Origin of the sequence: Mesorhizobium sp. L103C131B0 (genome assembly GCF_000502275.1) — a bacterium.
Taxonomy (GTDB): domain Bacteria; phylum Pseudomonadota; class Alphaproteobacteria; order Rhizobiales; family Rhizobiaceae; genus Mesorhizobium.
In genome coordinates this window covers 1-21,188 of record NZ_AYXC01000039.1, presented here as the reverse complement: position 1 = coordinate 21,188, position 21,188 = coordinate 1, and the positions used below count along the sequence as shown (strand labels likewise).

Sequence of the window (21,188 nt, the reverse complement as noted above, 5' to 3'; positions counted from 1 at the left end):
GTCCGACGATCACGCCGGCCTGGTGGCAGCGATCGGCGAGGTGATCCCCGAAGCCGCCTGGCAACGCTGCTACGTCCACTTCCTCAGGAACGCGCTCGATCACCTGCCGAGGAAGCACGGCGACGACTGCCTGCAGGAACTGCGCTGGCTCTACGACCGGCGCGATCTCGCCGAGGCCAAGGCCGATCTCGCCGCGTGGCTGTCCAAATGGTCGGCCCGCTACCCGCGGCTGACCACCTGGGCGGAAGAAGCCATAGAACAGACGCTGACTTTCTTCCGGCTGCCGCGTCAGCATCACAAGCATCTCAAATCCACCAACATGCTGGAGCGGCTCAACGAGGAAATCCGCCGGCGCACCTATGTCGTGCGCATCTTCCCCAANTTGGCCGTCGAGACCAATGAAAACTGGATGGAGGCCAACCGATACATCAACATGGACGACCTGCGCGAGCACAAGGAGCTCGCTCTGCGCCAAGCCGCATGACCAGCATCATGGCTGCCCCATTTTGCAGAACTTGACGCACACAACCCGGCGGGGAAGCTGTGTCGGATCGCTAATTCAGATTGAAGGTGAGATGAGAGAGATCCGCAAACTAGCAGCGATCCTGGTCTACGATGTGGCCCGCCACCACCGGTTAACCGGGCGCAGATGAAGAACCAGGTAGCGAACCTATGATACAGAAACCGTAGCAGCCACTCTCTTCGCCTGAGTGCGGGTCATGGATCAAAGGCGGATCACCCTGCCGACGGGAGATGGCTACCGCCACCGACCCCTCCATCCGCCTCCGAAACGCCCTCCACCAGCAACCAAGCGGATGATTAGGAGAAGTACAATGGCGCCGACGGTTGCATTGATGATCAGGCTGATCGTTCCGCTTCCCAGATGGATGCCTGCGCGGGGCAGCAGCCAGTCCCCTATGAACGCGCCGATGATCCCGATTGCGATGTCCCCGATCACGCCAAAGCCCACGCCCCGCACGATTCTACCGGCCAGCCATCCGGCAATAAGTCCCACTACCAATATAACTATTATGCTCTCGTTCGACAGGTGCATGGTGTCCTCCAGGCTTCGTTTCCGCAGCGCAATTCGTGTCTGCAACCGGCGATTAGTCCATAGCCGATCCGCTATCCCCACGAAAGCCAAAGCGCGTCAGAGGTGCTATCCGTCCCAGCGCGCAAACACTATCTTTAGGTGGTGGAATCCTTAGCACATCGCCGTCAGAGGCTCGTCTTGCAAGTACCGTTTTAAAGCTCACTGAACTTTAGTCGTGGGTTGCTGCCCTGCCGGCAGATCGTTTCGAACCGGGTGAGAATCTAGCTTCTCGAAGACAGCATCGTTCTTCGCACGCCATGCGTCGTCCGCGAGCCACAGATATTCCTGGTCGGGCATCAACGGAACGGCTTTCACATCGGTACTGGAGATGCGCAGGTAGAAGCTGTTCCGCTCCTGATTGACCTGCATGTACCGCAGAGGGACGACGATGCTGTCTTTGCCGGCGATGAAAAAGCCGCCCGAGGCAATGACTGCGTAGTCCCATCGGTCCTTGCTTCCAATGATGACGTTGCGAACTTCACCGACGATCTTGTCATCCGAACTGCGAACCTCGGCGCCGACAATCTCGTCGACACGTAGACCGGGTTCAAGCTCGTCAATATTGGTGAGAGGTCCTGCGCCTGGAGTGCTGCGTTTACCCTGAACTTCACCACCCTGCGGCCGCTGTGGTTCTTCTGCGGCCACCTGCTCATCGGCAAGGTCCTCGTCGTTGCCCCCAAGCTTCGCCATTGATGGCGCGGCAATCAGTTGTCGAATGTTGGCGAGCAAGCGTTCGCAGTCCTCCTGTAAGCCATACGACCACAGCAAGAAGGCGGCATCTCTAAGGGTTCGTAGGTCACGGACAAGGTAGCGATTTTCCGGATTACGCAATTCCGGGCTCTTGAGGACAGCCTCTTCGAGCTTAGCATCGGAAATGTTACAGACGGCGAAAGCCGGTTGGAGGCCAAGCCCCAGCAGCAACGCTACCGGCGCCGCCATCCAAGCCAATCTCATTGAAATTTCCCTCGGCGGCTACAGTTCGAACTCTTGCCTCAAGCACGCGCCAGCCAGGAGGAAATCCACCGCGGAACGAGCCCACCTCAACACTCCATACGGACTTTGGTTCCAGCTTGCGACGGTTGCTGACAGGAAAATTGCTGATGAACCTGTCATCAGTGCACGCGAGATCGTCAACGAGTATTTCATGTCGGACCTATGCACCAAGCGTTGGGGATAGAGGTGGCCTCGATGCGAACTGATGCAGACGTTGAGGGTCGCCCAAGGGCTATTGAAGACGTAACATGTCAAAGCAGATACGGACGACGGCGGCCGGTGACGCTAAAGCGGCTGACACCCTGCTTGGTCGTGCATGGAATGTGCCGTCGCGATGCGTCGCCCTGTCATTTTTTCGCCATATCACTGATCGCCGTCCCAGCACGTGTGTCGGGAAAACGCGCCGTCCTAGAGGGCTGGGTAATGGTGGAGATCTATGGTACCTAGGGTTGCCCTCCTAACGTGGAGGGTCCGAAACCATCCCAGCGATCCAGCCTCAGCGACCGTAGCGGTGCCGAAACAGCACGCCCTATCTCTCAGCTCTTGAACGTCGCGCTTCATGCCCCGCGTCCAGGGCGTGGCGGCAGCGAAGAAGGTACCCCATGGACGAAATATACACCAATGCGCGCGAACAGTTTTTCGCCGCTATACGTATCCTTGCATCGTCGCCTGACAGCATCCAAACCCGATTGATCGATGCTACGCCAAGGATTCTTCAGGTCACGATCGACGAATTCGAAAGCGCGCATGAACTCAAAATCAGATTTGCCCGAATTCTTGATCTTTTGGCGGTCGATCAGGACGATATCGCAACGGCTGCTGTGGAAACAGCCGCCCACATGACGGATTTCGAGGCAACCAAACTTGCCGATCTGATCTGCGACTTTTTCTCAGACCTGGAATAACTGGATCTGAGATCCCTTTTGGCCATTCGTCAAACCTCCCTTGCGATCTTGCGAGCGTCCATGAAAACCACAGCAGAACATCTGAAACCACTCCTATGGGAGCCCAGGAACCTGATCCGCGCCATCGAAGCCGCAGGCGTCACCCTATGGTCGTGGAACGTGGACAGCGATGCGTTGGCCATGGATGATCGGGCCTATGACCTGTGGGGCATATCGCGTGCCACGGACGTCAAATTTGAAGATCTATCCGCGCACATCCATCCTGCCGATCGACGGCGGGCAGTCGGTGCAGCATGGGCTGACATTGTTCAAGNATGACCTGTGGGGCATATCGCGTGCCACGGACGTCAAATTTGAAGATCTATCCGCGCACATCCATCCTGCCGACCGCGACCGTGTGCGAGCCGCGTTCAACGCGACGCGGGCAATTGTGGGCCCCTACGAGATCGATTTCCGGATCATGATCGGCGAGGAGCTCAAATGGATCTCGGCCCGAGGGCAAGGCGACGATGAAGGCATGGTCCAGCGGCTGATGTTCGGCATCTTCATTGACGTCACGGGGAGAAAACAGGCGGAGGAAGGCCGGGAGCTTCTGGCCGGCGAAATGAGCCACCGCGTCAAGAACCTGCTGACCATCGCCTCCGGCCTTACCGCTATCACGTCCCGTTCGACGACCACGACCAACGACATGGCGCGCGAGTTGACACAGAGGCTGACGGCCTTGGGCCGCGCCCACGATCTGGTCAGGCCCGTGCCGGGTCAAACCGAGGCCGCTTCGGCGCTGCTAGGCGATCTTTTGACAGTACTTCTGGCGCCGTATGATGATCTGGGCGCTTTCAGCGGTCGAATTCGGGTTGCGGTGCCCAGGATGAGCGTTGGCGAGTCTTCGACAACAATTCTCGCGCTTATCATCCATGAACTTGCAACCAATTCCCTCAAATACGGCGCTCTGTCGACCGAGACTGGGGCGCTGGATGTTTCGTGCTCGGCGCAAAGTGAGGCCGTCTCGATCGTCTGGACGGAAAGTGGCGGGCCTCCCGTTGAGGCGCCGACCGCTGCTCCAGGATATGGAAGCAAATTGGTCGAACGCAGCGTAACTGGTCATCTGCGCGGCTCGATTGTCTACGACTGGGCAAAGGATGGTCTTGTTGTCACGCTGAAAGTCCAGCCTGATCGCCTTGCGCAATAAATCTTTCAGTGATCTCGGTGGCCTAAACCGTTCAGTAAGGGTTGGCCAGCCTCCGTCATCGCCATCAGAGCGACAGGACACCTCGCAGGCAGGCTGCTACTGCCGCGTGGTCATAGGGCTTGCCGAAGAACGCGCTCCCTCCCGGGAGATCCGCTGCCGCCATGGCGCGGTGACCTGACGTCGCTACGATCTTGATGGGCGGCCATCGATCGCGAACGGCGGCCGAAAGTCTCAGGCCATCCATACTGCCCGGCATGTCGATGTCGGTGAACATCGCTTCGATCACTAAACCTGTTTCGAGTATGGCGATGGCTTCGTCGGCATTGGAAGCCTCGAAAACCAGAAATCCTTCGCTCCGGAGAAAATCCGCGATGTCAATGCGGATTAGAGGTTCGTCTTCGACAACCAAAATACCTAGAGGTAGCGACATCGGTTTCTACCTACAATTGATAATCACGTCCTCAACTCCTGTGCGCCGAAATCGCTCCATTGAAATACTTCACAAGGCAGATTTGGCGCAGACTGGCAGCCAACCGCCGCGTCCACGCTAACTCTCAGGGAACGTCGCCGCGCCTGCAGAAACGTCTTGGGAACGTTGCGGCTAACCCGCTTGCAAGTTCCTGCGCATCAATCTGTCAGGCAAACACATCCAATGTGGCCTGTTTTGTCCATGCGGGCTGGGTTCAACGGGCGCGAGCCAAAAGCTAGCTTTTCGCGAGTGCGGACCCGAAACCGGACAGTCCGGAGACGGCCCCAATTGAGCCGTCGGCACGCCCGCAACCCGATGTCCAGTTTTTATGCCTCTCCACCAGAAGCTTGGACTGCTATCGTGAAGAGTTTCGGGCCCTAGCAGGCGTACGAAAGTCCCCGGCAAGGAACCTCGGGTCACAGGTGATAGCTATTAAACTAGGATTTCGGATTTGGCAGAAATCGGCGATGGCGTGACCGCCGGTCGGGAGGCTCTTGGGGTGAAAACGGACAGACGGCTTCGTCGCGCCGCGCGCAAGCATGGCCTCGAAAATGCATGGGCCAGGCAGATTTCCTTGGCTGGTCCTGGACCATCAGCAGAAGGCGCGATTTGCCCCGCATCATCGAGCGCAACCGAGTGGCCTCGATGACAAACGATGGTGCTTTCGCCGCCTTGCCTGAACATGCGGGAATGTAACTTAGCCGCAAGTGGAATGGTAAAACCGCACGGAAGGCTGACAGGCCGCGTCGGGGTTGAAAGACAAGCATCTTCGGCCAGCAGAGGAGGCCGGAGCATTGATCAGCTTGGCTGGCAAGGGTCTCGCGACTCGGCACTCTTTTCCGCGTCGCGAGACCCGTTGTCAGTTGGCGCTGGCGACCGGCGCCACCAGCGCTGTGATGCGGCGAATTGCGACGCGGCGGTTCTGCCGTTCGGACCCTGTCGTGTTTACCTTAAGATAGCGCTCGCCATAGCCTTGGGTCGTCAGGTTCTCTGGCGCGATGCCGAAGGAGGTGGTGAGGGCCTCGGCAACGGCCTCTGCTCGCTGGTCGGACAAGGCCAGGTTTGCATTGTCGCTACCGACGGCGTCGGTATGTCCTTCGATCAAGAATGTTTCGGCCGGGTTCTTCTTCAGCAGCCGCTCCATTGCGTCCGCAACGCCCTGCAGCTTTTGGACTTCGCTCTCCGAGATCGCCGCCGAACCGGACTCGAAATTCAACGTGTCGAGATCAACCCGCCGGGCGATATCGCGCACACGCGCCGAGCGCTTGACCTCGTCGACCGAGTAGAGCCGCTGGACCTTTTCCACCGGCGGTTGCTCCAGGAAGGTATAGTAGTCGTCGGCATTCTCGACCAAATCGGACTCCAGGATATATTGTTTGCGCGGGATGTTCAGCCGCATCGGTGGCAAGTCATCACCAGGATCGCGCCAATCCTGTACGTCCTGGTAATACCTCTCGTCGACATAGCTCAGCACATACTCGCGGCCGTCGGGCGTGATGCGCGATCGCTGGATGACATCGCCATAGCGGTTGCGGATGGTGACGATTTGGATGCCATTGTCCCGAACGATTGTCTCGCGCGTGCGGTCGCCCGGCAGATCCTCGTAGTATACATCCTTGGCACCACGGTTCATTCGCGGAGCTTCGTTGCTCTGGACGATCGTCTGGTTGTTGAACTGGATGATGATCCGACCGCCAATTTCGGTGAGAACATCGGCGCCCTTTGGACGCTCCGGCGCCTGGCTATCCGGGGCCTTGTCGCGGCGGGTACCCTTTTCATCCGTCACCGGAACGATCTTCTCAGGCTTGATTTCCTGCTGCGCTGCCTTGTCGTCCGCAGGAGGCGGTCCGGAGTCTACGGGGGCAGCCGCAGAAGCGGGGGCCTGACCTCCATCGCTCTGCTGAGCGGGCATTTTGCCGTCCTTGCCCGGACGTTTTGCATCTTTTTCGCTGTCGAGGACTGGTGCGGCGTTCGGATCTGCTGGAGCCTCGCCCTGAACTGGCTTTTCGCTTTGGGCGGGCTCCGCTGGCTCACCATTAGCTGGGGCGGTTGCAGGCTGCTGATCGGTCGAAGGTTGTTCTCCAGTCACGGGCTGCGTTGGTGCAGGCGCCTCGGCGGCAGGCTGCTCGGCGGCAGGTTTCTTTTCTGGCTTGCTCGTAGGTTCCGCCGGCTGTTCGCCCTGGGCAGGCGCAGGCTGATCGGTCGTAGCAGGCGCCTGGGGAGCCGGGGTGGGTATAGGTGCCTCATCTGCAGGTGGCTGGACTTGCTTAACTGGAGCCGATTTGTCTGGGGCCGGCTGCGCTGGCGCAGCCTCGGAGGCCGGCGCCGGCGCGGCCGGTTGAGCAGGCTGTTCCTTCGCGGATGGTTCAGCCGGTGGGGTGGATTCTTGAACGGGAGCTGCCTCGGACGCAGGTGCTGCCTCTTTTGGCTGCTCCTGCGGTTTCTGAGCAGGCTGTGGTTCGGTCGCTGGAAGTGGAGCAGCGTTTTCGGTGGGAGCCTGCTGCCTCAGCGCGCAGGCTTCGGCGGACTCGCCCTCCTTGCATTTTAACTTGATAAAGATCGGCGGTGGGGATGCGACGAATCGTGCGGGACCGGAGGCGGCGCTGCTGAGGGGCGCGAAGGGCCCGAACGGCGCGGACGCGATCAGCAAACCGAGTGCAGTGCTCGCCAAAATTTTTGGTCGGCGTGTCATTTGAATTCTCCTTGACGTGTCCCGTCGTTACTGAAAACTGCTACATTCGTTCCGGTTCGATCTGGAATGCCGCGCTTGCTAACAGCCGACGGGCAGATTGCTTCGGAGGCGACGCCGCGAGCCGAGCCGCAGATACAGTCCGCCGGAGGACGCCGCGGCCTGTTCCGGGGTAATCTGCGGTATGAGAACGCCCGCTGGCTAGCGGATGGGCCTTCTGGACCCTTCTGACCGTCTGGACGGACCCAGCGGGCAAATGGCTTCGGTGCCGCGAACTGACGCTGCAGGCGCACGACTTCAATCAGTGTCAAAATATCCGGCCCGGCCCAGCGATCTGGGTTGGATTGCTAACCGGAACCTGTTGGTTGTGCCGTTCATCGCCCTGGGTGGAAGGCGCAGGCGCCTCGGAGAGGCTGCCATGGTTCAGATGCGTGCAGTGCTCATAATCATGGCCGCGCGCACCGCATCGAGAACAGCACATGGGGAGTTGGTATAACAGCATCTACTACAATGCAGGACTCGGCTTTTGGTTGCCAGGGCCGACCACGGTTGTTGGAGTTCCGCAAGGCGCCGCCTCAAGCCGCCCCTAGCGAGGATGCCGAGATTGTGAGCTCCAATGTCCACAGCGAACAAGAATGGCCGTTTGCGCCGCTCGGAGTATTTACAAGCGGCTCGCTTGGCCGACAGGCGCCCAGCCACCGCGGGGCGCTGCCCCGCAGCCGCACAGTTTGGGCTAATCGGACGCATATGCGGTCTGCCTCAGCTGTTGCGGGATTTTTGCTTTTAAAGACGCGGAATCCGGCTCAGAACCATGATGCTCCGGCCGTTCACGATATCTCGATAAGGGATAAGGATGAGGGTCTGCAGCGCTTTAGGTAGCGTTGCGACTGGATTTTGAGTCCGTCGGAATGTGCGGAACGTGTCCGAGGTCGCGTTGGGCGGACGCTTCCCCAATAGCGGGTTAAGCAGCTAGACGATAACCTTTAGATCCGGCGAACTGTTTTCTCGTCGAACTAGGCTGCGCGCCTGTCAACCAGTTTCACACGCGCCTGCCTTTCCAACCGATTCGCCATATCTAAAGTTTCTAAATTAGTTACACCTTATGGAACTTTGGTGCGGGCTCTTCATTTTCATCCGCATGCGAGCCTCTGTGATCCAAAGCGTCGGGACGGGAGTGAACGCGTCGCCGCGCTACTCGCTGGTCCTGCCGATATATAATGAACAACAAGTGCTGCCGCGACTGATCGAACGGATCAGATCACTGATCAGTCGGCTGGACGGAGAGACCGAGGCGATTTTCGTCGATGACGGTAGTCATGACGGCAGCGTCAAATACCTTCGGCGGGTGGTCACCGCCGAACCTCGCTTCCGGCTTATCGAGCTTTCCCGTAATTTCGGACACCAGATTGCGATCACGGCAGGCATGGATGCTGCTGCGGGGGATGCGGTCATCGTCATGGATGCCGACCTGCAAGATCCACCGGAGGTCGTTCTTGATCTCGTGGCAAAGTGGAAGGAAGGTTTCGAGATCGTGTACGCCCGCCGTGTTAAGCGCGAAGGCGAATCGTGGTTCAAGCGGCTTAGCGCCGATCTTTTCTACCGTTTCCTGGAGAAGATGACGGCGGTCAACATCCCGCGCAACGTCGGGGACTTCCGCCTGGTCGGCCGCCATGCGCTGGACGTCTTCAGACACATGCCTGAACATGATCGCTTCGTCAGAGGCATGTTCGGCTGGATGGGATTCAAGCAAGCGGCGGTGCCATTCGAACGCCCTCCGAGGACCATCGGCCAGACCAAATACCCTTTCTGGAAGATGATGCACCTTGCCGTTCACGCCGTTGTCAGCTTCTCGGAAAAGCCGCTCCACTTTGCGCTTTGGGGCGGATCGGCGATTTCCGCACTTGCCCTGACCTTTGGCGCTTACGCCGTGTTCGCCTGGATTTTTGAAACCGGCGTCATTGCCGGCTGGACGTCCACCGTGGTGATCGTATCGTTTCTGTGTGGCATCAATCTTTTCATGACCGGCGTGGTCGGCCTCTATGTCGGTAGTATCCACGCCGAGGTGAAACGCCGACCTCTTTACGTGATCAATCGGCTTACCGGCTTCGACGAGCCGGTGGCTGCCATCGGTGGTGGGCGCCGGAGATCATTTCGCAAGCCCAACAACGGAGTCGCTCCAAGTGGCCGAACTCTTCGACAGCTATAGATCCAGTTATGCAGAGACGATCGATGGGTCGATCCGCTTTTCCGGACTCAAGCACGATTTCTTTTTGGCTGCAAAGGCCGACCTGCTGCGGCGCCTAGTCTCCGAGCGAGGACTTCGTCGCCGGGGAGCCATGGTGCGGGCGCTTGATGTGGGCTGCGGTGTCGGTTCGCTCCATCCTTATCTAGACGGCGCTTTCGATCGCCTGGATGGCTGCGACGTCTCGCAAGGGTCGATCCAGCGCGCCAGCGAGGACAATCCGGGCGTCGTCTATAGGACATGCACCACGACGGGCCTGCCTTATGAGGACTGCGTGTTCGACTTGGCCTTTGCCAGTTGTGTTGTTCATCATGTTTCGCCCGCATCCTGGCTCGATTTTTTTCGCGAGATGCGACGGGTCGTGCGGCAAGGCGGCGTCGCCTGCATCATCGAGCACAATCCCTATAATCCGCTGACGCGTCTGGCGGTGCTCCGGTGTCCGTTCGACCAAGACGCGGTCCTGCTCAACGCGGTCAGAGCAGCGGCCCTCTTTCGACAAGCAGGCTTTAGGGAGGTTCGATCCGAGCACTTCCTGCTGCTCCCGTCGACCGGCGGGTTCGCCAGACAGGTTGAGCGTGCCCTGGCGCTGCTGCCGCTTGGAGCCCAGTATGCGTGTAGCGGGCGTGTCTGAGCATCGATCTGCCGGCGGCGGCACCCTAAAGCTTCTGGCCCGCTTCGGCCTGGTCGGCATCGCCGCCACAATCCTGTATGCCGCCTTGGCAACCGCCTTTGTCAAATCGGAACGGTTCGGCTTCAGCCCCGTCCGGGCGTCCCTTGCAGCTTACGCAGCCGCGGCGTTGTTTTCCTATCTCGCGCACAGGTCAGTAACCTTCATGTCGCGGGGGTCGCACAGATCAGAGGCTCCGCGTTTTCTCTTGCTGGCGGCGACCGGCTTGGCGATCGCCTATGGCGCGCCGGCGCTTTTGACGACGAAGCTGGGCCTGCCCCTTATCTTTCCCATCATGATTACCTGCTTGCTTGTACCCGGGATCAATTTCGTCGTGCTCGACCGATGGGTCTTTGTGGAACACATTCCCGATCAGACCGGCGATGGCTGATACGCAATCCGCCAGAAAGATTCGTTCTAAAAACACCGTTTCACGGTAACGTGAACTGCTCCAAAGCCGCTTGCTGAATCACGGCCAACGCAAGGAACGATCTCATGCAGATAATTTTGACCAGGACGACGTGACGATCAGTGATGTGCCCTCTACGCAGGGTGGTGATCACCGAATGGTTTGTCGCCGCAGACAAGCCCTAATTTCATTAATCTTCCGTTCCGAAGGGAGCCCTGCGTCCGTACCGATCAGCCGTTCGAGGCGAACGACGCGCAAAAGAAAACGTGACCCCGGCGGACGCTGCGCAGTGCCGCCATCCCGGCGACCAATGATCTCGAGCCCGCGGCGCTCTACCCTATCGCGATTGGCTGCCGGCCAGCGGCGAGGAGGCACGCGACGGCTCTCCTCCATCCGGGAGGTGCAGGCACATGAGATGATCACGAACTGTTGTGCTGCTGAAATAGGGCAACTTCAGAAAGTCGTGAAGCGGTGTTTCCGTCCGGAATTGCGTTAAATAAAGAGTTAGAGCACTTCACCGTTTGCACAAAACGGTGAAGTGCTCTCTAGCCGGCGTCGAGCCGAAACGATACCAATTTAATGGCGCGTTTGTAGATCTTGCTGGCGGCTGGGCTTGGCGGAATCCCGTCGCGATAATCGAAAGTCACTTCGAGTACCTTTGCGCTAGCAAACGCTGCGTGCGGGATCGCGAACGAGATCGTCGTCGGGTCTTTGCTCGACAGTGTTACCTCGTGTACGCGAACTCCGTTCACCGAGATGATTACCCTTTGGGTGGTCTGTGGTGGACGAATGACGGCGGACATTTGTAGCGTTGCCGTAAGCTCGTCGCGAAGCGAAGGTATTTCCAGTCTCAACCGAGAGGTCTCGCCCAGCGAATGGGTTCCGTCGGCTACCGGGCCCGACCAACCGCAGACCATCATGCCGGCTGCTTGTTTGGCGCCGTCGGATCGAAACGATACCGTCTGGCCAGGAGTGTAGCTGCCAACCGCATCGCGATTGAGGCACGTCGTCGTGCGATCGATGTAATAGGCCCGATAATCGGCGTTGACATCTGGATTGAGAGCGAGTGCGAGGATGATGATCTCGGACACGGCCAGAACCAACGCCAGCGCGTAGCCGCGAGTCGAGCCAGCACGGGCATAGAGTGACAGGCTGTCAGACCAGGGCAAGATAGCCTCCAATCCACGCCAAAGTCATGAAATAAGATGCGCTCAGGAAAAGAGCCAAAATCACCAGATAGGTCAGCTTCGATACCGACAGCAGCTCGGCAATCAACATCAGCAGCGGCGCAAGCCCAATGACGTATCTAACCATGGAAGCCAGGTTGGTGATCAACGGCAGGATGATGCTGCTCGCACAGAAGAGCGCAGCGCCATATCGCCTGCGGGCCGCCAGAACGACCGATAGGATCAGCCCTATAATCGCTGCGAGCGCGCTCCATTGCGGCGCCGTGGGCAGCCAGCCTTTTGTCGGAACAGCAGCGAGACCGTCCCATAGAAAAAGGAGCGGATCGCCAGCAACCCGCCCAAACGCGCGCTGGACGTGCAAGAAAGCAAACCCGTCCCCGACAGTGAGATACAAAAAGAGCATGTAAGCAAACAGGCCGGCGGGCGAGATGAAGATAGCTACCAGCATATCCGGACGACCAAGTACCCATCGCGGGAAAGACACCGCCGACCCGCCCTGCTGGCGGTGCTGCTCGAACATTTGATTGACCATTGCAAACACAGCAAGGACCCCGACCAGCCTCGTTGCCGACAGCAAAGCGCATGTAACGCCAGCGGCCAGGTAGTTGGAGCGCTTGAGTGCCAAAAAGACGCACGACGTCAGGAGCACGAAAAGAGGTTCGGTAAGGAACGTGGTGAAGTGGAAGGAGAACGGCCCGCTAAGCAGAAAAGCGCAATACAGTATGTAAGCGCGGACGTTCTTCTCCAGAAGTGGCCATGCCACAAGGCAGGCGGCGTAGCTGCACGCAGTCGAGGTGATCGTCGCGATCAGAATCGTGGAAAAAGGGAAAGCAAACCGAAGGGTCGTCACGAGCATGGGATACAATGGAAAGAAGCCCCAGCGTCCGACGTTGCTTTGGCCTGGAATGGGAAAACGCTCGTAGCCGTGTTCGGAAATGTCCACATACCACGCGCAGTCCCACCTGCAGAGCGCACGCGCATAAGCTTCGAAGCCTGGCACTGCCGAGACTGAATGGAATGCAGCATACCGAATGACAAGCCCGCTGATCATGAACAGGAGCGGAACCGAAGCGGCGATGACCCAAAGGCGACCGCCAGCGTTTGCGCGGGCCAAGTCTCCAAGCGCCAGTTGTGTCTCCACAGGTGAGGCCGCCATACTCTCCGATGGCGAGCCTGTGTTCGCCTGCTCGATGGCGCTGCCAGCCATGAAATCGGTCCCTCGAAAGCTTCAAGATCATCAACCAGACTTGAAGCCCCGTCTGCGACTGAACTTAAGGATCAACGATGCCGCGCCGCTTCGGTTCCTTCTGCAGCAGGAAGTCGTCCTTGGGTCAGGTCGACCGATCACACCAGCCGAGGAAGGGAGCGATATTCGCGCTTCAACGGCACCGTTTCCTCGCAATGGCGACCTTCTTCATCGACATGCATGGCTGGGCGGCCGACCGCGCTGGGTACCCCTCCGGTGAGGGCCGCCTTGAAGGCGATCTCGCCATCCGCCAAGCCTTTGAATTCAGATGTGCCTCCGCCGACGAGATCGAGGAAGTCGTTGTCCCAAACATCCATACCGACGATGCGCCAACGGCCGGCAAAGGCCTTCGGGAACCTTGACCATCAGCCGGTCTCCGCCAAAAATCGCGCCATTGACACTCAGGCACACCCGTTTCCTTGACTAGGTTTCGGAATGCAGAGCGGAGAACGTCGGCCTGGAACGCGGACACGGCAACAGGAGCCGGGTCGGCATCTTCCCTACCTCGCGCCACGTCGTCGCGATGACGTTGACGAAGGCGCTTCAGCAGTTCGCCTGAAGCCGCATTCTTTGTCGAGTTGTCCATCTCCCTGCGAAGTGCGGTGGTCCCTGCCATGGACCGCTGCCGAGATAGGCAGGTGGCCTGAAGGGCCGCCAGAGCGATATCCGTATGCGTTGCAACCATCGCAGCCACCCTCAAAAGCAATGGTAAACCCCACATTAATAAGCTCGCCGAAAACCTTACAGGGGTGCCGGGCCGATGCTATCTTCTCTCTTGTTCTGTCATCGCAATGAAGGACGACATGCTCGAGCACCCGTAGGACACCTATTGCATGGAAAAAGCTGTAGGCCTTTACAGGTGCCCGGGAAATCCGCCGTTTGTCTGCCTTGTGGAGCGGGACAAAGCAAGTTACCTGGCTCAGGCCGCCTACCGTGAAGCGGGGCACAAGCCCGACATCGAAGCATTGCCGTGGGAAGCTGACTACAGGGCTGCCAAACAAAGGAAGACCTGTTCTATCGTTGTCTCTCGCCCTTAGCACCGCGACATGATCAGTTGCCAAGTGGTCGTTGCGGCGGACGACCGCGTTGAGGATCAGCGCTGCTGACGTCTACCTCGATCTCTGTCGTTTTGATGCCGAGCGCTTTAGCATCGGCGAAAGCTCTTGGGTCAGCTCGGCAATAGAGATGACACCGGCACCGACCGTATCAGGGACCTTGTTCAAAATCAGCTTGTGCAGAAAGTCTGCGCCGCGCGTGCTCATGAGCTGATAAAGCGCCTGCACATATTAGTTTCCGCTCATCTTGACGCCAGCGCCGGCTGCTCCAGGCTCTTGGACATGGCTCGGGGCAATATCAAAGTTGGCGACGAGGTCGCCGTCACTGCGATTGTAAGAGGTCGGGTGATCCCGATCGCATAAGGGTGACGATCCCCACCTATGACTTCTCGCATTGTGTTGTCGCTTCGATCTCTCAGTGATTGGCCAGCATTGAATTAATCGGCCCGGTCACGCGCATCGGCGGCGACAAGGTGACCGTCAGCCTCCGGCCATTGGTGACTGTCGAGGCCGAGCACGTGCGCCTGGTCGAAAGCCATATGGCGCCGCTGCGGCGAAAAAAGCCGCATGTTGACAAAGTTCAACTTCGCTGCGGACCAACATCGCTTTCGTTTGGTAACCATTTCGGCGCCGAAGTCGGCCGGCGATCGGGGTCAGAACTTCGCCCTGTTCCCTGCCGTTGATGCTGGCAGTGCATGGAGGCTGGGGACGCTATTCGGGGGCCTGGGCTCTACCTGCGCAATCGCTGCAGGGAACGCTTGCCCTCCGTGCCAGCTCGAAGATTGGCGTTCGGCGTCATCGTCGCGCCACCTGAGAGTTCCACCCGTTGGTCGAGAGCATGGCGTTTCGGTCCCAGCCTCCCTCGTCCTGCTCCTCGGATCAGCGTGCGCCTCGGGTCGATGTCGTCGAGTTGAGGTGCACGGCTCCGAGACGCTCCGAGCACCGCCATCCGTCGCCACGATAACGAAGCGCAAATCGGTCGAAGGGAATTGCGCCCCTAAACAACCTGCTTTGTACGTTTCCGGCACTTGCCTTTCTCGGAAGATGCACCACAGAATAGCTGGTTGACGTTCTATCTCTCTGGGAGGATGGGATGGACATTCAAGCACCTATTCGGACTGCACAGCGAACGGCCAAGGAGTTGGTTCGCGAGGTCCTGTTGGGTTCTCAACCGGGCAATATAATTTCCGTGAAGGCGACCATTGCAGCGGTGCGCGAGCGCGGCCATGATCTTCGTGAGACTGACTGCCAGTTGGTCGAAATGATCGTCAAATCAGCCTCCGTTTGGGGACTGTTCATCGCCTTTGACGTTCGAGAGGCTTGATGCCCCACCGTTGGTTCAACCCTCCGGTTTATGTGAAGACTGAGCGCCCGGGGCTTCGCCTTGGTGTCAACCGAGTTGATGCCGCCGCGGAGGAGCTTCTAAAGTGGTCCAATCGTGGCCCCAAGTGGCGGCTGGCGGCCGAGGCTTGCCTATCTGCGATGGATGGCAAAATGCCGGGTAACAACTTCCGGCTGCTGTTCGAGGCCGCAGCTGATGAAGAGGAGATGCTGCTGCCGGATTGACACCGCTGGACGGGACCATTCGGGTCTGTTCGCGTCTGGTTGGCGAATTCACTAGCGCAACGGGCATCTATGCCGTCCGGCTACCGAGCGACGCCCCAGATGGACAGTTGTTTGCCGGTGGGCGTACCATAGGGCCGGGGTGACCGATGGAGGTCACATGGTCGATTATGCATCACCCGTGGCAACTCGGCATCTTCTTGATTTTGCATGATAAAATTTGGACAGCGGCGTGACTGAGGGCGGGTTCTGGGGTGCGTATGCGACCTCTTTCGACCATGTTCACGATTGCTCATGTTCCTTCCCTTTGAGTCGATTTGTCGCACGGCACCTAACGGTTTGCTGACTTGCCCATTCGTTGAGGTCGGCCACGGGATAGACGATGGACTTTCCAATCTTCACGAAAGCTGGCCCGACGCGCATTGCTCGCCAATTGGCCAATGTCCCTGTCGAGATAGCACCGCGAAAACGTTCAGTCACTTCCTCCGGCGTTAGATACAGTGGTTCCGTCATCTTGTACCTCAAACCAAGTCTCTGTTTGGATGATGCGGGTCCGCGAATGGTGAAGACCAAGACGACCTCCTGCACTCGGGGTCGACAAAACGATCTTGATTGAGAACATCTGTCGATACCGGTGCGTCACGCACCTCTACGGCGACTTCGCGCAACACTGAAAGCGGGTTCTGACTACGGTAGGACCGTCTCGGGCTGCCGGCTAGAAAAAGGCCCGAGGGGGACAACGCCTCGATCGCATCCGATAGCGGACACCGGTGCCGACGCGGATCGCGCCGTTAGTCCGCGGCGGATATCCCGCCATGAAGGACGCCTTTCTTTTCGGCGGATCTGCGCTTGGCGATCGGGGCCGCCAACGGGCGCTGCTCGCCCGTGTCCGAGGGCCGCGCGCCCCAACTCGACGGTCGATTGCTGGACATCGTGATGTCGCAAAGTGGTGAAGGTGTTTAACTCCGGCCTTGAGTATTCCGATGTCAGCTTTGTCGCCAATCTCGGACGCTTTAATGCTGCTGCAGCCTTCCTGGAACCTGCCGTTTATTACAGTTCGATTCGGTTGACGCTGACGACAGTCAGCCTGTCGAAGGCACTGAGTGCTATAGTTATAGCAAGAAGGCGCCTCCGTCCCTAGCCGGGCATCAAGAGCACCTCAGTGGCCAGATAGTGGCGATTTTGCCCTGTCGGTAGGTACGGTGTCAGGCTTGATGGTCTCGCGCCCAGACGATCAATGTCGCCAGCGCAATGGCCGCTCCATTTGCAGAGCTTGACGTCACACAACCGAGGCCGACTGCGGAAGCAGCCCGCACTCACCCAATCTCACGAAATACAACAACATCTAACTCGGATTTTCGCTCGGCAACACCCAGCGCTTCTTGCGGGCCGGCGACAGGTGCCGCACGAATGCCTGCCGCGCGGAAGGTGCGCCATCGATCCGAAGAAGAGCCGTCCTGCGTCGTGCAGCGCGACCAGCCGGGTGAGGAAGAGCCGTCGAAACAGCTTGCCGAGTACGCGTGCCGGAAGCAGGAAGGCCGACCGAGAAGATATCCAGCGGCTTCCGTCCGGAGCGATGCCGCCGCCCGGCACGACTGGGAGGGCTCACCGCGGCAAAGCATACTGCCTACAGCCGCTTCATTGCCGCGGTCGATGGGGCCACCGAAGTAGAAGACGCCTATCTGCCGAAGACGGCCGAACTATTCATTCCCTTGTCCATTGGCGGAGGGCAGTCACGCTGCGCTACGGGGATCTCGATGAAGTCGAGGCCGATTTGGGCGAGGACGTCAAAAGCCGTTATGCCGAGCAGCAACAGAAGCTGGTGGCACTCGCCAAGGTGGCGCCCGATCTAGGTAAGCAGTCGGCCGTCGCGCTCCGCATGGCCAAGCGAGCCGATCTGCGAACCTTAAAAAGGTTGATCAAGGAAGAGCGCGCACGCGTAGCGCTGTCGGGCTAGAACAGGCGATCAACGAACGCAACGAGGCGTCCGATGCAGAACGCTCCGCACTTAACGCCGTCTACGCCTATCGTTGCACCACAATGGAAGCGCATCGCGTCAGGGCCGAGTTTTTGATGGAATTCGCCACAGGCAAATATGGCGACCTCCAGTCCGAGGACGTTGACGCGCTGCTTTGGTCGTTCCTGCCGGTCGAAGCCTTAATGGAAAGCGGCAGAACATGAATGAACGGGAAGGTGGCTGATCCCGCCTAGAATTACTGCCCGCTGCCTTAGAGTGGCCGGCTTTTGTGTTTTGGCCGGAGCCCGGTGCCGTCAACTCACCCTGCTTGAAGTTAAATGCCGAACCTTCTTCGTTCGTGCAATAAGTGAGTCGTAGTTTTTTACAGTTAAATTCTAATTGCATCTAAGTTCGGTTGATATTGAAAGGCATGTTCGGCGAGTTTTCCTAAAGTTAGGCAACCGCTTTCTGTTCTATGCGTAGATGCTGTCAACAGCCAAAGTATTTCGGCTGCAGAGTTCGACAACCAAGGAGAGTTTCATGGTAAAGATTCTAGCGCACTTCGCCCGTGTTTTGGCCGGCGGTGCAGTGTTAATAGCCCTTGCGTTGCCTGCCGGCGCCGGCGGCGGCATTGGCGTTGGTGCCGGAGCATCTGTCGGCGGCGCCGGCGGTGTTAACGCTGGCGCTGGCGCGTCTATAGGCGGTAGCGGCGGCGTTCGGGCGGGTGCGGGTGCTTCGGTCGGCGGCTCCGGCGGCGTGAACGCTGGGCTCGGCGCATCGATTGGTGGCTCCGGCGGTGTCAAAGCCGGCGCTGGCGCCACAGTAGGGGGCAGCAATGGGATTGCGGCTGGTGCTGGGGCAAATATCGGCGGTGCCGGCGGCGTTACAGCCGGTCTCGGTGCGACCGTTGGGGGCACGACTGGTGTCGGCGTTGGTGTGGGTGTCGGCATTGGCGGTGTGCCTGGAACGCCAGGGACCCCGGGCACTCCCGGCACTCCAAGCCTGCCGGGTGTTGTTGCCGACATGTCCAAGAGTCAGATTGCACGCATGAAGAAACGCTGTGTCGATGTGCTGAGCGGTTCTGGCTCTTATGACAAGGACCTCCGGGAGCTCTGCCTGCTGATCTCGCGGCGTTAAGAGAACCGTCGCAGCTTTGCGATGCGGTCGGAGTTGCGTAGAAGCCCGCCGGCGTGAGCCAGCGGGCTTTTCATTTGTCCGGGGAACCACGCGCAACCTGCCAAGTTGGTTCGGTGCAGCGATCTGGTGCGGATACCGGGTTCCGCTGCCGGCCGGTCGGCAAAACGGTCGGGCCCGCGCCATCAATCAGCGCTCTGCATCCCGAGCCTCCGTGGACCAAATATTCCCAACCACTAATGGTCGATCTATATGATGCCCTCATGGCAACTCTGCGGTACGACATCAGGCGGGAACCGGATGGGACGTGGACGGTGTTCGACGTGTTCACCGGGCTGCCGGCTATTGTAGCGGGCCACCCATCTGTCGACCTTCCCGACATGGAGTATGCCGAAGAGCTGGCAGCCATCCTGAATGCCGACGACCTGAAGCAGAGGCTATCTCACGGAAGGTTCCCCCCGGAGGGTTCGCCTGACTGAGGTGGCATGACAAGTTGGGCCATTCGCCCGCCTTCGTGCCCCATCAGGGCGCCGAGTGTCGGCCTCTGTTTGATAGTAGGGGACGGGGTTTTTCATCACGCGCAATTGCATCTGGTCAATGCTTGCGAGGCGGCAAGGCTTCCGCATCGTTCATCAGGCCAGCTTGTGCCTCGTTGCAAATGTTTTGCTAAAGCCCGGTTTGCGCCGTGTTTGCAGGCGATTATGTCGTTGACAAACGAAGCTCAAATAGGAGCTAAACCGATCCATCCGCAAGCGGAGCTGGACGTTGCTGATTAAGCAGCGTTGACAAGGCCGTGATGATCTGAGGCAGGGCGAACGGCTTCGAGATCATGATGCTTTCCGGAACACCCTCAACGCCCCAGTGAACCGCGCTATCCCCGCTGATATAAACCACAGGGAAAGTGGGGTTGGTGCCTCTAAGATACTTGGCTAGCTCCCATCCGGTTTTCCCCGATCCTAGTCGCACGTCTGTAACCAGGCTGCTGAAGCTTTCCGGCTTCTCGTTAAACACCTCAATGGCCGCTTCGGCGGTGGGAACGGCTACAACCCGAAAGCCAGCCTCTTCCAAGGTCGTTTCAAGGTCGAGCAAAATCAGTGGCTCGTCTTCTGCGACCAGAACCAAACTGTGTTCCATCCCGGAATGCACCCCTAAATCCAGCGTCGAACGCACAACGCGCGCGTTAGTTCCACAGATGGTTGTGGTACGCCGCTGCAGTCCTCGCTCAATGCGGGCGTGCGCTACCCTGCCGTAAGGGAATGCCGGTGCAGTTGGGCAGCTTGTGGGGGCTTAACCGCACCGGCCACTGCGGGAAGATATGAGGCCCCCCGCGCCGCCTAAGATATAGGCGTATCAGCAACCGAGCAAATTATCTCGTAATGCCATCTTGAAGGCTCAAACGCGAAGCCAACTTAGTTCCGAGAGAATGGGCGGAATTGGTAACCCGATGTCCAACCCCGGTAGCATTGAGCATCTTTGGGCTTTGGACCTTGCCGACCTACGCAAGGAGTTTGAAAAGTTCGTTCAAGAGCGCGGGACAACGCCTCTTGAGTGGGACGAGCACACCAAGCTTTTCCTTGAAGAACGAAGGGAGCGCTGCCAGGAACCGGACACTACCAGGCAGTAGGGGATTCACTCAGACCGTCAACGACGGAAGCCAAGGTCGACGAAGCCGACGAATAGCCATTGCCGTATGAATCCGTACGGTCGTTTTTGATTGGAGGAAAGGGTTCGGCGGGCCTATAAAGATGGCGTTTACCATTGCCTTATTGGGAGGATGCGATGGTTGCAACGCCCAAAGATATCGCTCAAGCGGCCACTGCGGCCACCTTGCTGATGTGGCAGATGTCCATGGCGGAACCCGCTACATTTCGCCGTGACATGGATCAGTCGCGCCGGGCCATCCGAGCCTCTCGCGAACTGCTGGAGCGCCTTCGTCAACGTCATCGCAACGACATGGCGCAAAGTTGGGAAGATGCCAATCCGGCTACGTTGCCGTCTCCGCGCTCCAAGCCGACGTTCTCCGCTCTGCATTCCGATGCCTAAGGGAAACCGGAGCGCCTCAGTGTCAATGGCGGGAGCTGGCTACGAGCCTGGTGCATGATTTCACCGGGTGCGAGCGGATCGAGGCTGCGTTGGTGGACTCGATCGTCGGCAAGTAGCCGCAGCCCCCCAGCGGCCCAGCAGCCTTAGGGGTTTGGGAAAAGCAGCAGCAGGATCAGCAGAGCCTGCCCGACGAGACAAAACGATAGATAAATCGACATGATGATCATGGCCGGATCACCAAGGTGACGAGGTGCAACCATGTTCTCCGTTTCGGGCATCTCAACGATCGGCCAGAAGCATCTAGGCTCCAACGTGTTATCATTGTCTGGAGCCACCTGGCGCCGGCG

24 protein-coding genes and 1 pseudogene are annotated in these 21,188 nt (G+C 58.9%); 13 read left to right on the top strand and 12 right to left on the bottom strand.

What is annotated here, in order from left to right:
- The coding region (locus X730_RS135960; RefSeq protein ID WP_023827786.1) for an IS256 family transposase at positions 1–484 on the top strand (484 nt) is incomplete at its 5' end.
- 273 nt (positions 485–757) lie between these two features.
- Here X730_RS135960 and X730_RS135965 read toward each other — a convergent pair.
- Together X730_RS135965 and X730_RS135970 are read right to left on the bottom strand one after the other, a co-directional pair.
- Positions 758–1,054, bottom strand: a complete 297-nt coding sequence (locus tag X730_RS135965; RefSeq protein WP_023827785.1) for a GlsB/YeaQ/YmgE family stress response membrane protein — start codon at positions 1,052–1,054, stop codon at positions 758–760.
- 198 nt (positions 1,055–1,252) lie between these two features.
- Positions 1,253–2,047, bottom strand: coding sequence for a PRC-barrel domain-containing protein (locus tag X730_RS135970; RefSeq protein WP_023827784.1), 795 nt, complete (start codon positions 2,045–2,047; stop codon positions 1,253–1,255).
- Positions 2,048–2,688: 641 nt separating this feature from the next.
- On the opposite strand from X730_RS135970, the gene X730_RS135975 reads away from it, so the two are divergent.
- The gene (locus tag X730_RS135975; RefSeq protein ID WP_023827783.1) at positions 2,689–2,991 is read left to right on the top strand and encodes a hypothetical protein; all 303 of its coding nucleotides are present in this window, start codon (positions 2,689–2,691) and stop codon (positions 2,989–2,991) included.
- A gap of 286 nt (positions 2,992–3,277) precedes the next feature.
- Positions 3,278–4,180, top strand: a complete 903-nt coding sequence (locus X730_RS135980; protein WP_245261457.1) for an HWE histidine kinase domain-containing protein — start codon at positions 3,278–3,280, stop codon at positions 4,178–4,180.
- Between the two features lie 64 nt (positions 4,181–4,244).
- On the opposite strand, the gene X730_RS135985 is transcribed toward X730_RS135980, so the two are convergent.
- A complete protein-coding gene (locus X730_RS135985; RefSeq protein ID WP_031197507.1) occupies positions 4,245–4,610 on the bottom strand; it encodes a response regulator in 366 nt (121 codons plus the stop codon).
- 898 nt (positions 4,611–5,508) lie between these two features.
- Positions 5,509–7,341: an OmpA family protein gene (locus X730_RS0135095; RefSeq protein WP_031197506.1), complete on the bottom strand. Its 1,833-nt coding sequence runs from the start codon at positions 7,339–7,341 to the stop codon at positions 5,509–5,511.
- 1,135 nt (positions 7,342–8,476) lie between these two features.
- On the opposite strand from X730_RS0135095, the gene X730_RS135990 reads away from it, so the two are divergent.
- The 3 genes from X730_RS135990 to X730_RS136000 are packed head-to-tail and all read left to right on the top strand — an operon-like array spanning position 8,477 to position 10,638.
- On the top strand, positions 8,477–9,544 hold the full coding sequence (locus tag X730_RS135990; protein WP_196814859.1) for a glycosyltransferase family 2 protein: 1,068 nt from the start codon (positions 8,477–8,479) through the stop codon (positions 9,542–9,544).
- Entirely contained in the window at positions 9,519–10,211 is a 693-nt protein-coding gene (locus tag X730_RS135995) for a class I SAM-dependent methyltransferase (RefSeq protein WP_023827776.1), read from the top strand. Before X730_RS135990 ends, X730_RS135995 begins: the two co-directional genes overlap by 26 nt.
- Positions 10,189–10,638 carry a GtrA family protein gene (locus X730_RS136000; protein ID WP_031197504.1) on the top strand — a complete coding sequence of 150 codons (450 nt, stop codon included), beginning with the start codon at positions 10,189–10,191 and terminating at the stop codon, positions 10,636–10,638. The genes X730_RS135995 and X730_RS136000 overlap by 23 nt, the downstream gene beginning before the upstream one ends.
- A gap of 563 nt (positions 10,639–11,201) precedes the next feature.
- Here X730_RS136000 and X730_RS136005 read toward each other — a convergent pair.
- Together X730_RS136005 and X730_RS136010 are read right to left on the bottom strand one after the other, a co-directional pair.
- Positions 11,202–11,825: a hypothetical protein gene (locus X730_RS136005; protein WP_031197503.1), complete on the bottom strand. Its 624-nt coding sequence runs from the start codon at positions 11,823–11,825 to the stop codon at positions 11,202–11,204.
- The gene (locus X730_RS136010; protein ID WP_023827773.1) at positions 11,812–13,050 is read right to left on the bottom strand and encodes a hypothetical protein; all 1,239 of its coding nucleotides are present in this window, start codon (positions 13,048–13,050) and stop codon (positions 11,812–11,814) included. The genes X730_RS136005 and X730_RS136010 overlap by 14 nt, the downstream gene beginning before the upstream one ends.
- A gap of 119 nt (positions 13,051–13,169) precedes the next feature.
- Between X730_RS136010 and X730_RS1000000167945 the strand changes: the two genes are divergently transcribed.
- Positions 13,170–13,451 carry a hypothetical protein gene (locus tag X730_RS1000000167945; protein WP_155922551.1) on the top strand — a complete coding sequence of 94 codons (282 nt, stop codon included), beginning with the start codon at positions 13,170–13,172 and terminating at the stop codon, positions 13,449–13,451.
- A 747-nt stretch (positions 13,452–14,198) separates the two neighbouring features.
- On the opposite strand, the gene X730_RS1000000167100 is transcribed toward X730_RS1000000167945, so the two are convergent.
- On the bottom strand, positions 14,199–14,372 hold the full coding sequence (locus X730_RS1000000167100; RefSeq protein WP_245261459.1) for a hypothetical protein: 174 nt from the start codon (positions 14,370–14,372) through the stop codon (positions 14,199–14,201).
- Between the two features lie 209 nt (positions 14,373–14,581).
- Entirely contained in the window at positions 14,582–14,713 is a 132-nt protein-coding gene (locus X730_RS1000000169165; RefSeq protein WP_280816343.1) for a hypothetical protein, read from the bottom strand.
- A gap of 524 nt (positions 14,714–15,237) precedes the next feature.
- Here X730_RS1000000169165 and X730_RS136025 point away from each other — a divergent pair.
- Both X730_RS136025 and X730_RS136030 read left to right on the top strand, forming a co-directional pair.
- The gene (locus X730_RS136025; protein ID WP_023827769.1) at positions 15,238–15,468 is read left to right on the top strand and encodes a hypothetical protein; all 231 of its coding nucleotides are present in this window, start codon (positions 15,238–15,240) and stop codon (positions 15,466–15,468) included.
- A complete protein-coding gene (locus X730_RS136030) occupies positions 15,468–15,710 on the top strand; it encodes a DUF982 domain-containing protein (protein WP_023827768.1) in 243 nt (80 codons plus the stop codon). Before X730_RS136025 ends, X730_RS136030 begins: the two co-directional genes overlap by 1 nt.
- Before the next feature lie 279 nt (positions 15,711–15,989).
- Here the strand turns inward: X730_RS136030 and X730_RS1000000168950 are convergent, their stop codons facing one another.
- On the bottom strand, positions 15,990–16,220 hold the full coding sequence (locus tag X730_RS1000000168950) for a helix-turn-helix domain-containing protein (protein WP_081731698.1): 231 nt from the start codon (positions 16,218–16,220) through the stop codon (positions 15,990–15,992).
- 927 nt (positions 16,221–17,147) lie between these two features.
- Positions 17,148–17,303, bottom strand: a pseudogene (locus X730_RS1000000168945) (transposase); the annotation flags it as partial.
- Between the two features lie 178 nt (positions 17,304–17,481).
- Here X730_RS1000000168945 and X730_RS1000000168370 point away from each other — a divergent pair.
- The 3 genes from X730_RS1000000168370 (at position 17,482) to X730_RS136045 (ending at position 19,277) form a co-directional block, all read left to right on the top strand.
- Positions 17,482–17,664, top strand: a complete 183-nt coding sequence (locus tag X730_RS1000000168370; RefSeq protein WP_023827767.1) for a hypothetical protein — start codon at positions 17,482–17,484, stop codon at positions 17,662–17,664.
- Positions 17,665–18,204: 540 nt separating this feature from the next.
- Positions 18,205–18,801, top strand: a complete 597-nt coding sequence (locus X730_RS136040; protein ID WP_031197501.1) for a hypothetical protein — start codon at positions 18,205–18,207, stop codon at positions 18,799–18,801.
- Positions 18,802–19,061: 260 nt separating this feature from the next.
- On the top strand, positions 19,062–19,277 hold the full coding sequence (locus X730_RS136045) for a hypothetical protein (RefSeq protein WP_031197500.1): 216 nt from the start codon (positions 19,062–19,064) through the stop codon (positions 19,275–19,277).
- Between the two features lie 253 nt (positions 19,278–19,530).
- Here the strand turns inward: X730_RS136045 and X730_RS136050 are convergent, their stop codons facing one another.
- Complete coding sequence (locus X730_RS136050) at positions 19,531–19,932, bottom strand: response regulator (protein ID WP_023827764.1); 402 nt, start codon at positions 19,930–19,932, stop codon at positions 19,531–19,533.
- Positions 19,933–20,577: 645 nt separating this feature from the next.
- Between X730_RS136050 and X730_RS136060 the strand changes: the two genes are divergently transcribed.
- Positions 20,578–20,841, top strand: a complete 264-nt coding sequence (locus X730_RS136060; RefSeq protein ID WP_023827762.1) for a hypothetical protein — start codon at positions 20,578–20,580, stop codon at positions 20,839–20,841.
- A gap of 143 nt (positions 20,842–20,984) precedes the next feature.
- Here X730_RS136060 and X730_RS1000000168405 read toward each other — a convergent pair.
- Positions 20,985–21,188 (bottom strand): hypothetical protein (locus X730_RS1000000168405; RefSeq protein ID WP_032910501.1); only part of this gene is annotated, 204 nt, incomplete at its 5' end.

What these genes read in the sequence shown, in the direction of transcription:
- X730_RS135965 (WP_023827785.1), bottom strand. Translation starts at nt 1,054, where the DNA reads ATGCACCTGTCGAACGAGAGCATAATAGTTATATTGGTAGTGGGACTT.
- X730_RS135970 (WP_023827784.1), bottom strand. Translation starts at nt 2,047, where the DNA reads ATGAGATTGGCTTGGATGGCGGCGCCGGTAGCGTTGCTGCTGGGGCTT.
- X730_RS135975 (WP_023827783.1), top strand. Translation starts at nt 2,689, where the DNA reads ATGGACGAAATATACACCAATGCGCGCGAACAGTTTTTCGCCGCTATA.
- X730_RS135985 (WP_031197507.1), bottom strand. Translation starts at nt 4,610, where the DNA reads ATGTCGCTACCTCTAGGTATTTTGGTTGTCGAAGACGAACCTCTAATC.
- X730_RS0135095 (WP_031197506.1), bottom strand. Translation starts at nt 7,341, where the DNA reads ATGACACGCCGACCAAAAATTTTGGCGAGCACTGCACTCGGTTTGCTG.
- X730_RS135990 (WP_196814859.1), top strand. Translation starts at nt 8,477, where the DNA reads ATGCGAGCCTCTGTGATCCAAAGCGTCGGGACGGGAGTGAACGCGTCG.
- X730_RS136000 (WP_031197504.1), top strand. Translation starts at nt 10,189, where the DNA reads ATGCGTGTAGCGGGCGTGTCTGAGCATCGATCTGCCGGCGGCGGCACC.
- X730_RS136010 (WP_023827773.1), bottom strand. Translation starts at nt 13,050, where the DNA reads ATGGCTGGCAGCGCCATCGAGCAGGCGAACACAGGCTCGCCATCGGAG.
- X730_RS1000000169165 (WP_280816343.1), bottom strand. Translation starts at nt 14,713, where the DNA reads ATGCGGCTTTTTTCGCCGCAGCGGCGCCATATGGCTTTCGACCAGGCG.
- X730_RS136025 (WP_023827769.1), top strand. Translation starts at nt 15,238, where the DNA reads ATGGACATTCAAGCACCTATTCGGACTGCACAGCGAACGGCCAAGGAG.
- X730_RS136030 (WP_023827768.1), top strand. Translation starts at nt 15,468, where the DNA reads ATGCCCCACCGTTGGTTCAACCCTCCGGTTTATGTGAAGACTGAGCGC.
- X730_RS1000000168950 (WP_081731698.1), bottom strand. Translation starts at nt 16,220, where the DNA reads ATGACGGAACCACTGTATCTAACGCCGGAGGAAGTGACTGAACGTTTT.
- X730_RS136040 (WP_031197501.1), top strand. Translation starts at nt 18,205, where the DNA reads ATGGTAAAGATTCTAGCGCACTTCGCCCGTGTTTTGGCCGGCGGTGCA.
- X730_RS136045 (WP_031197500.1), top strand. Translation starts at nt 19,062, where the DNA reads ATGGCAACTCTGCGGTACGACATCAGGCGGGAACCGGATGGGACGTGG.
- X730_RS136050 (WP_023827764.1), bottom strand. Translation starts at nt 19,932, where the DNA reads ATGGAACACAGTTTGGTTCTGGTCGCAGAAGACGAGCCACTGATTTTG.
- X730_RS136060 (WP_023827762.1), top strand. Translation starts at nt 20,578, where the DNA reads ATGGTTGCAACGCCCAAAGATATCGCTCAAGCGGCCACTGCGGCCACC.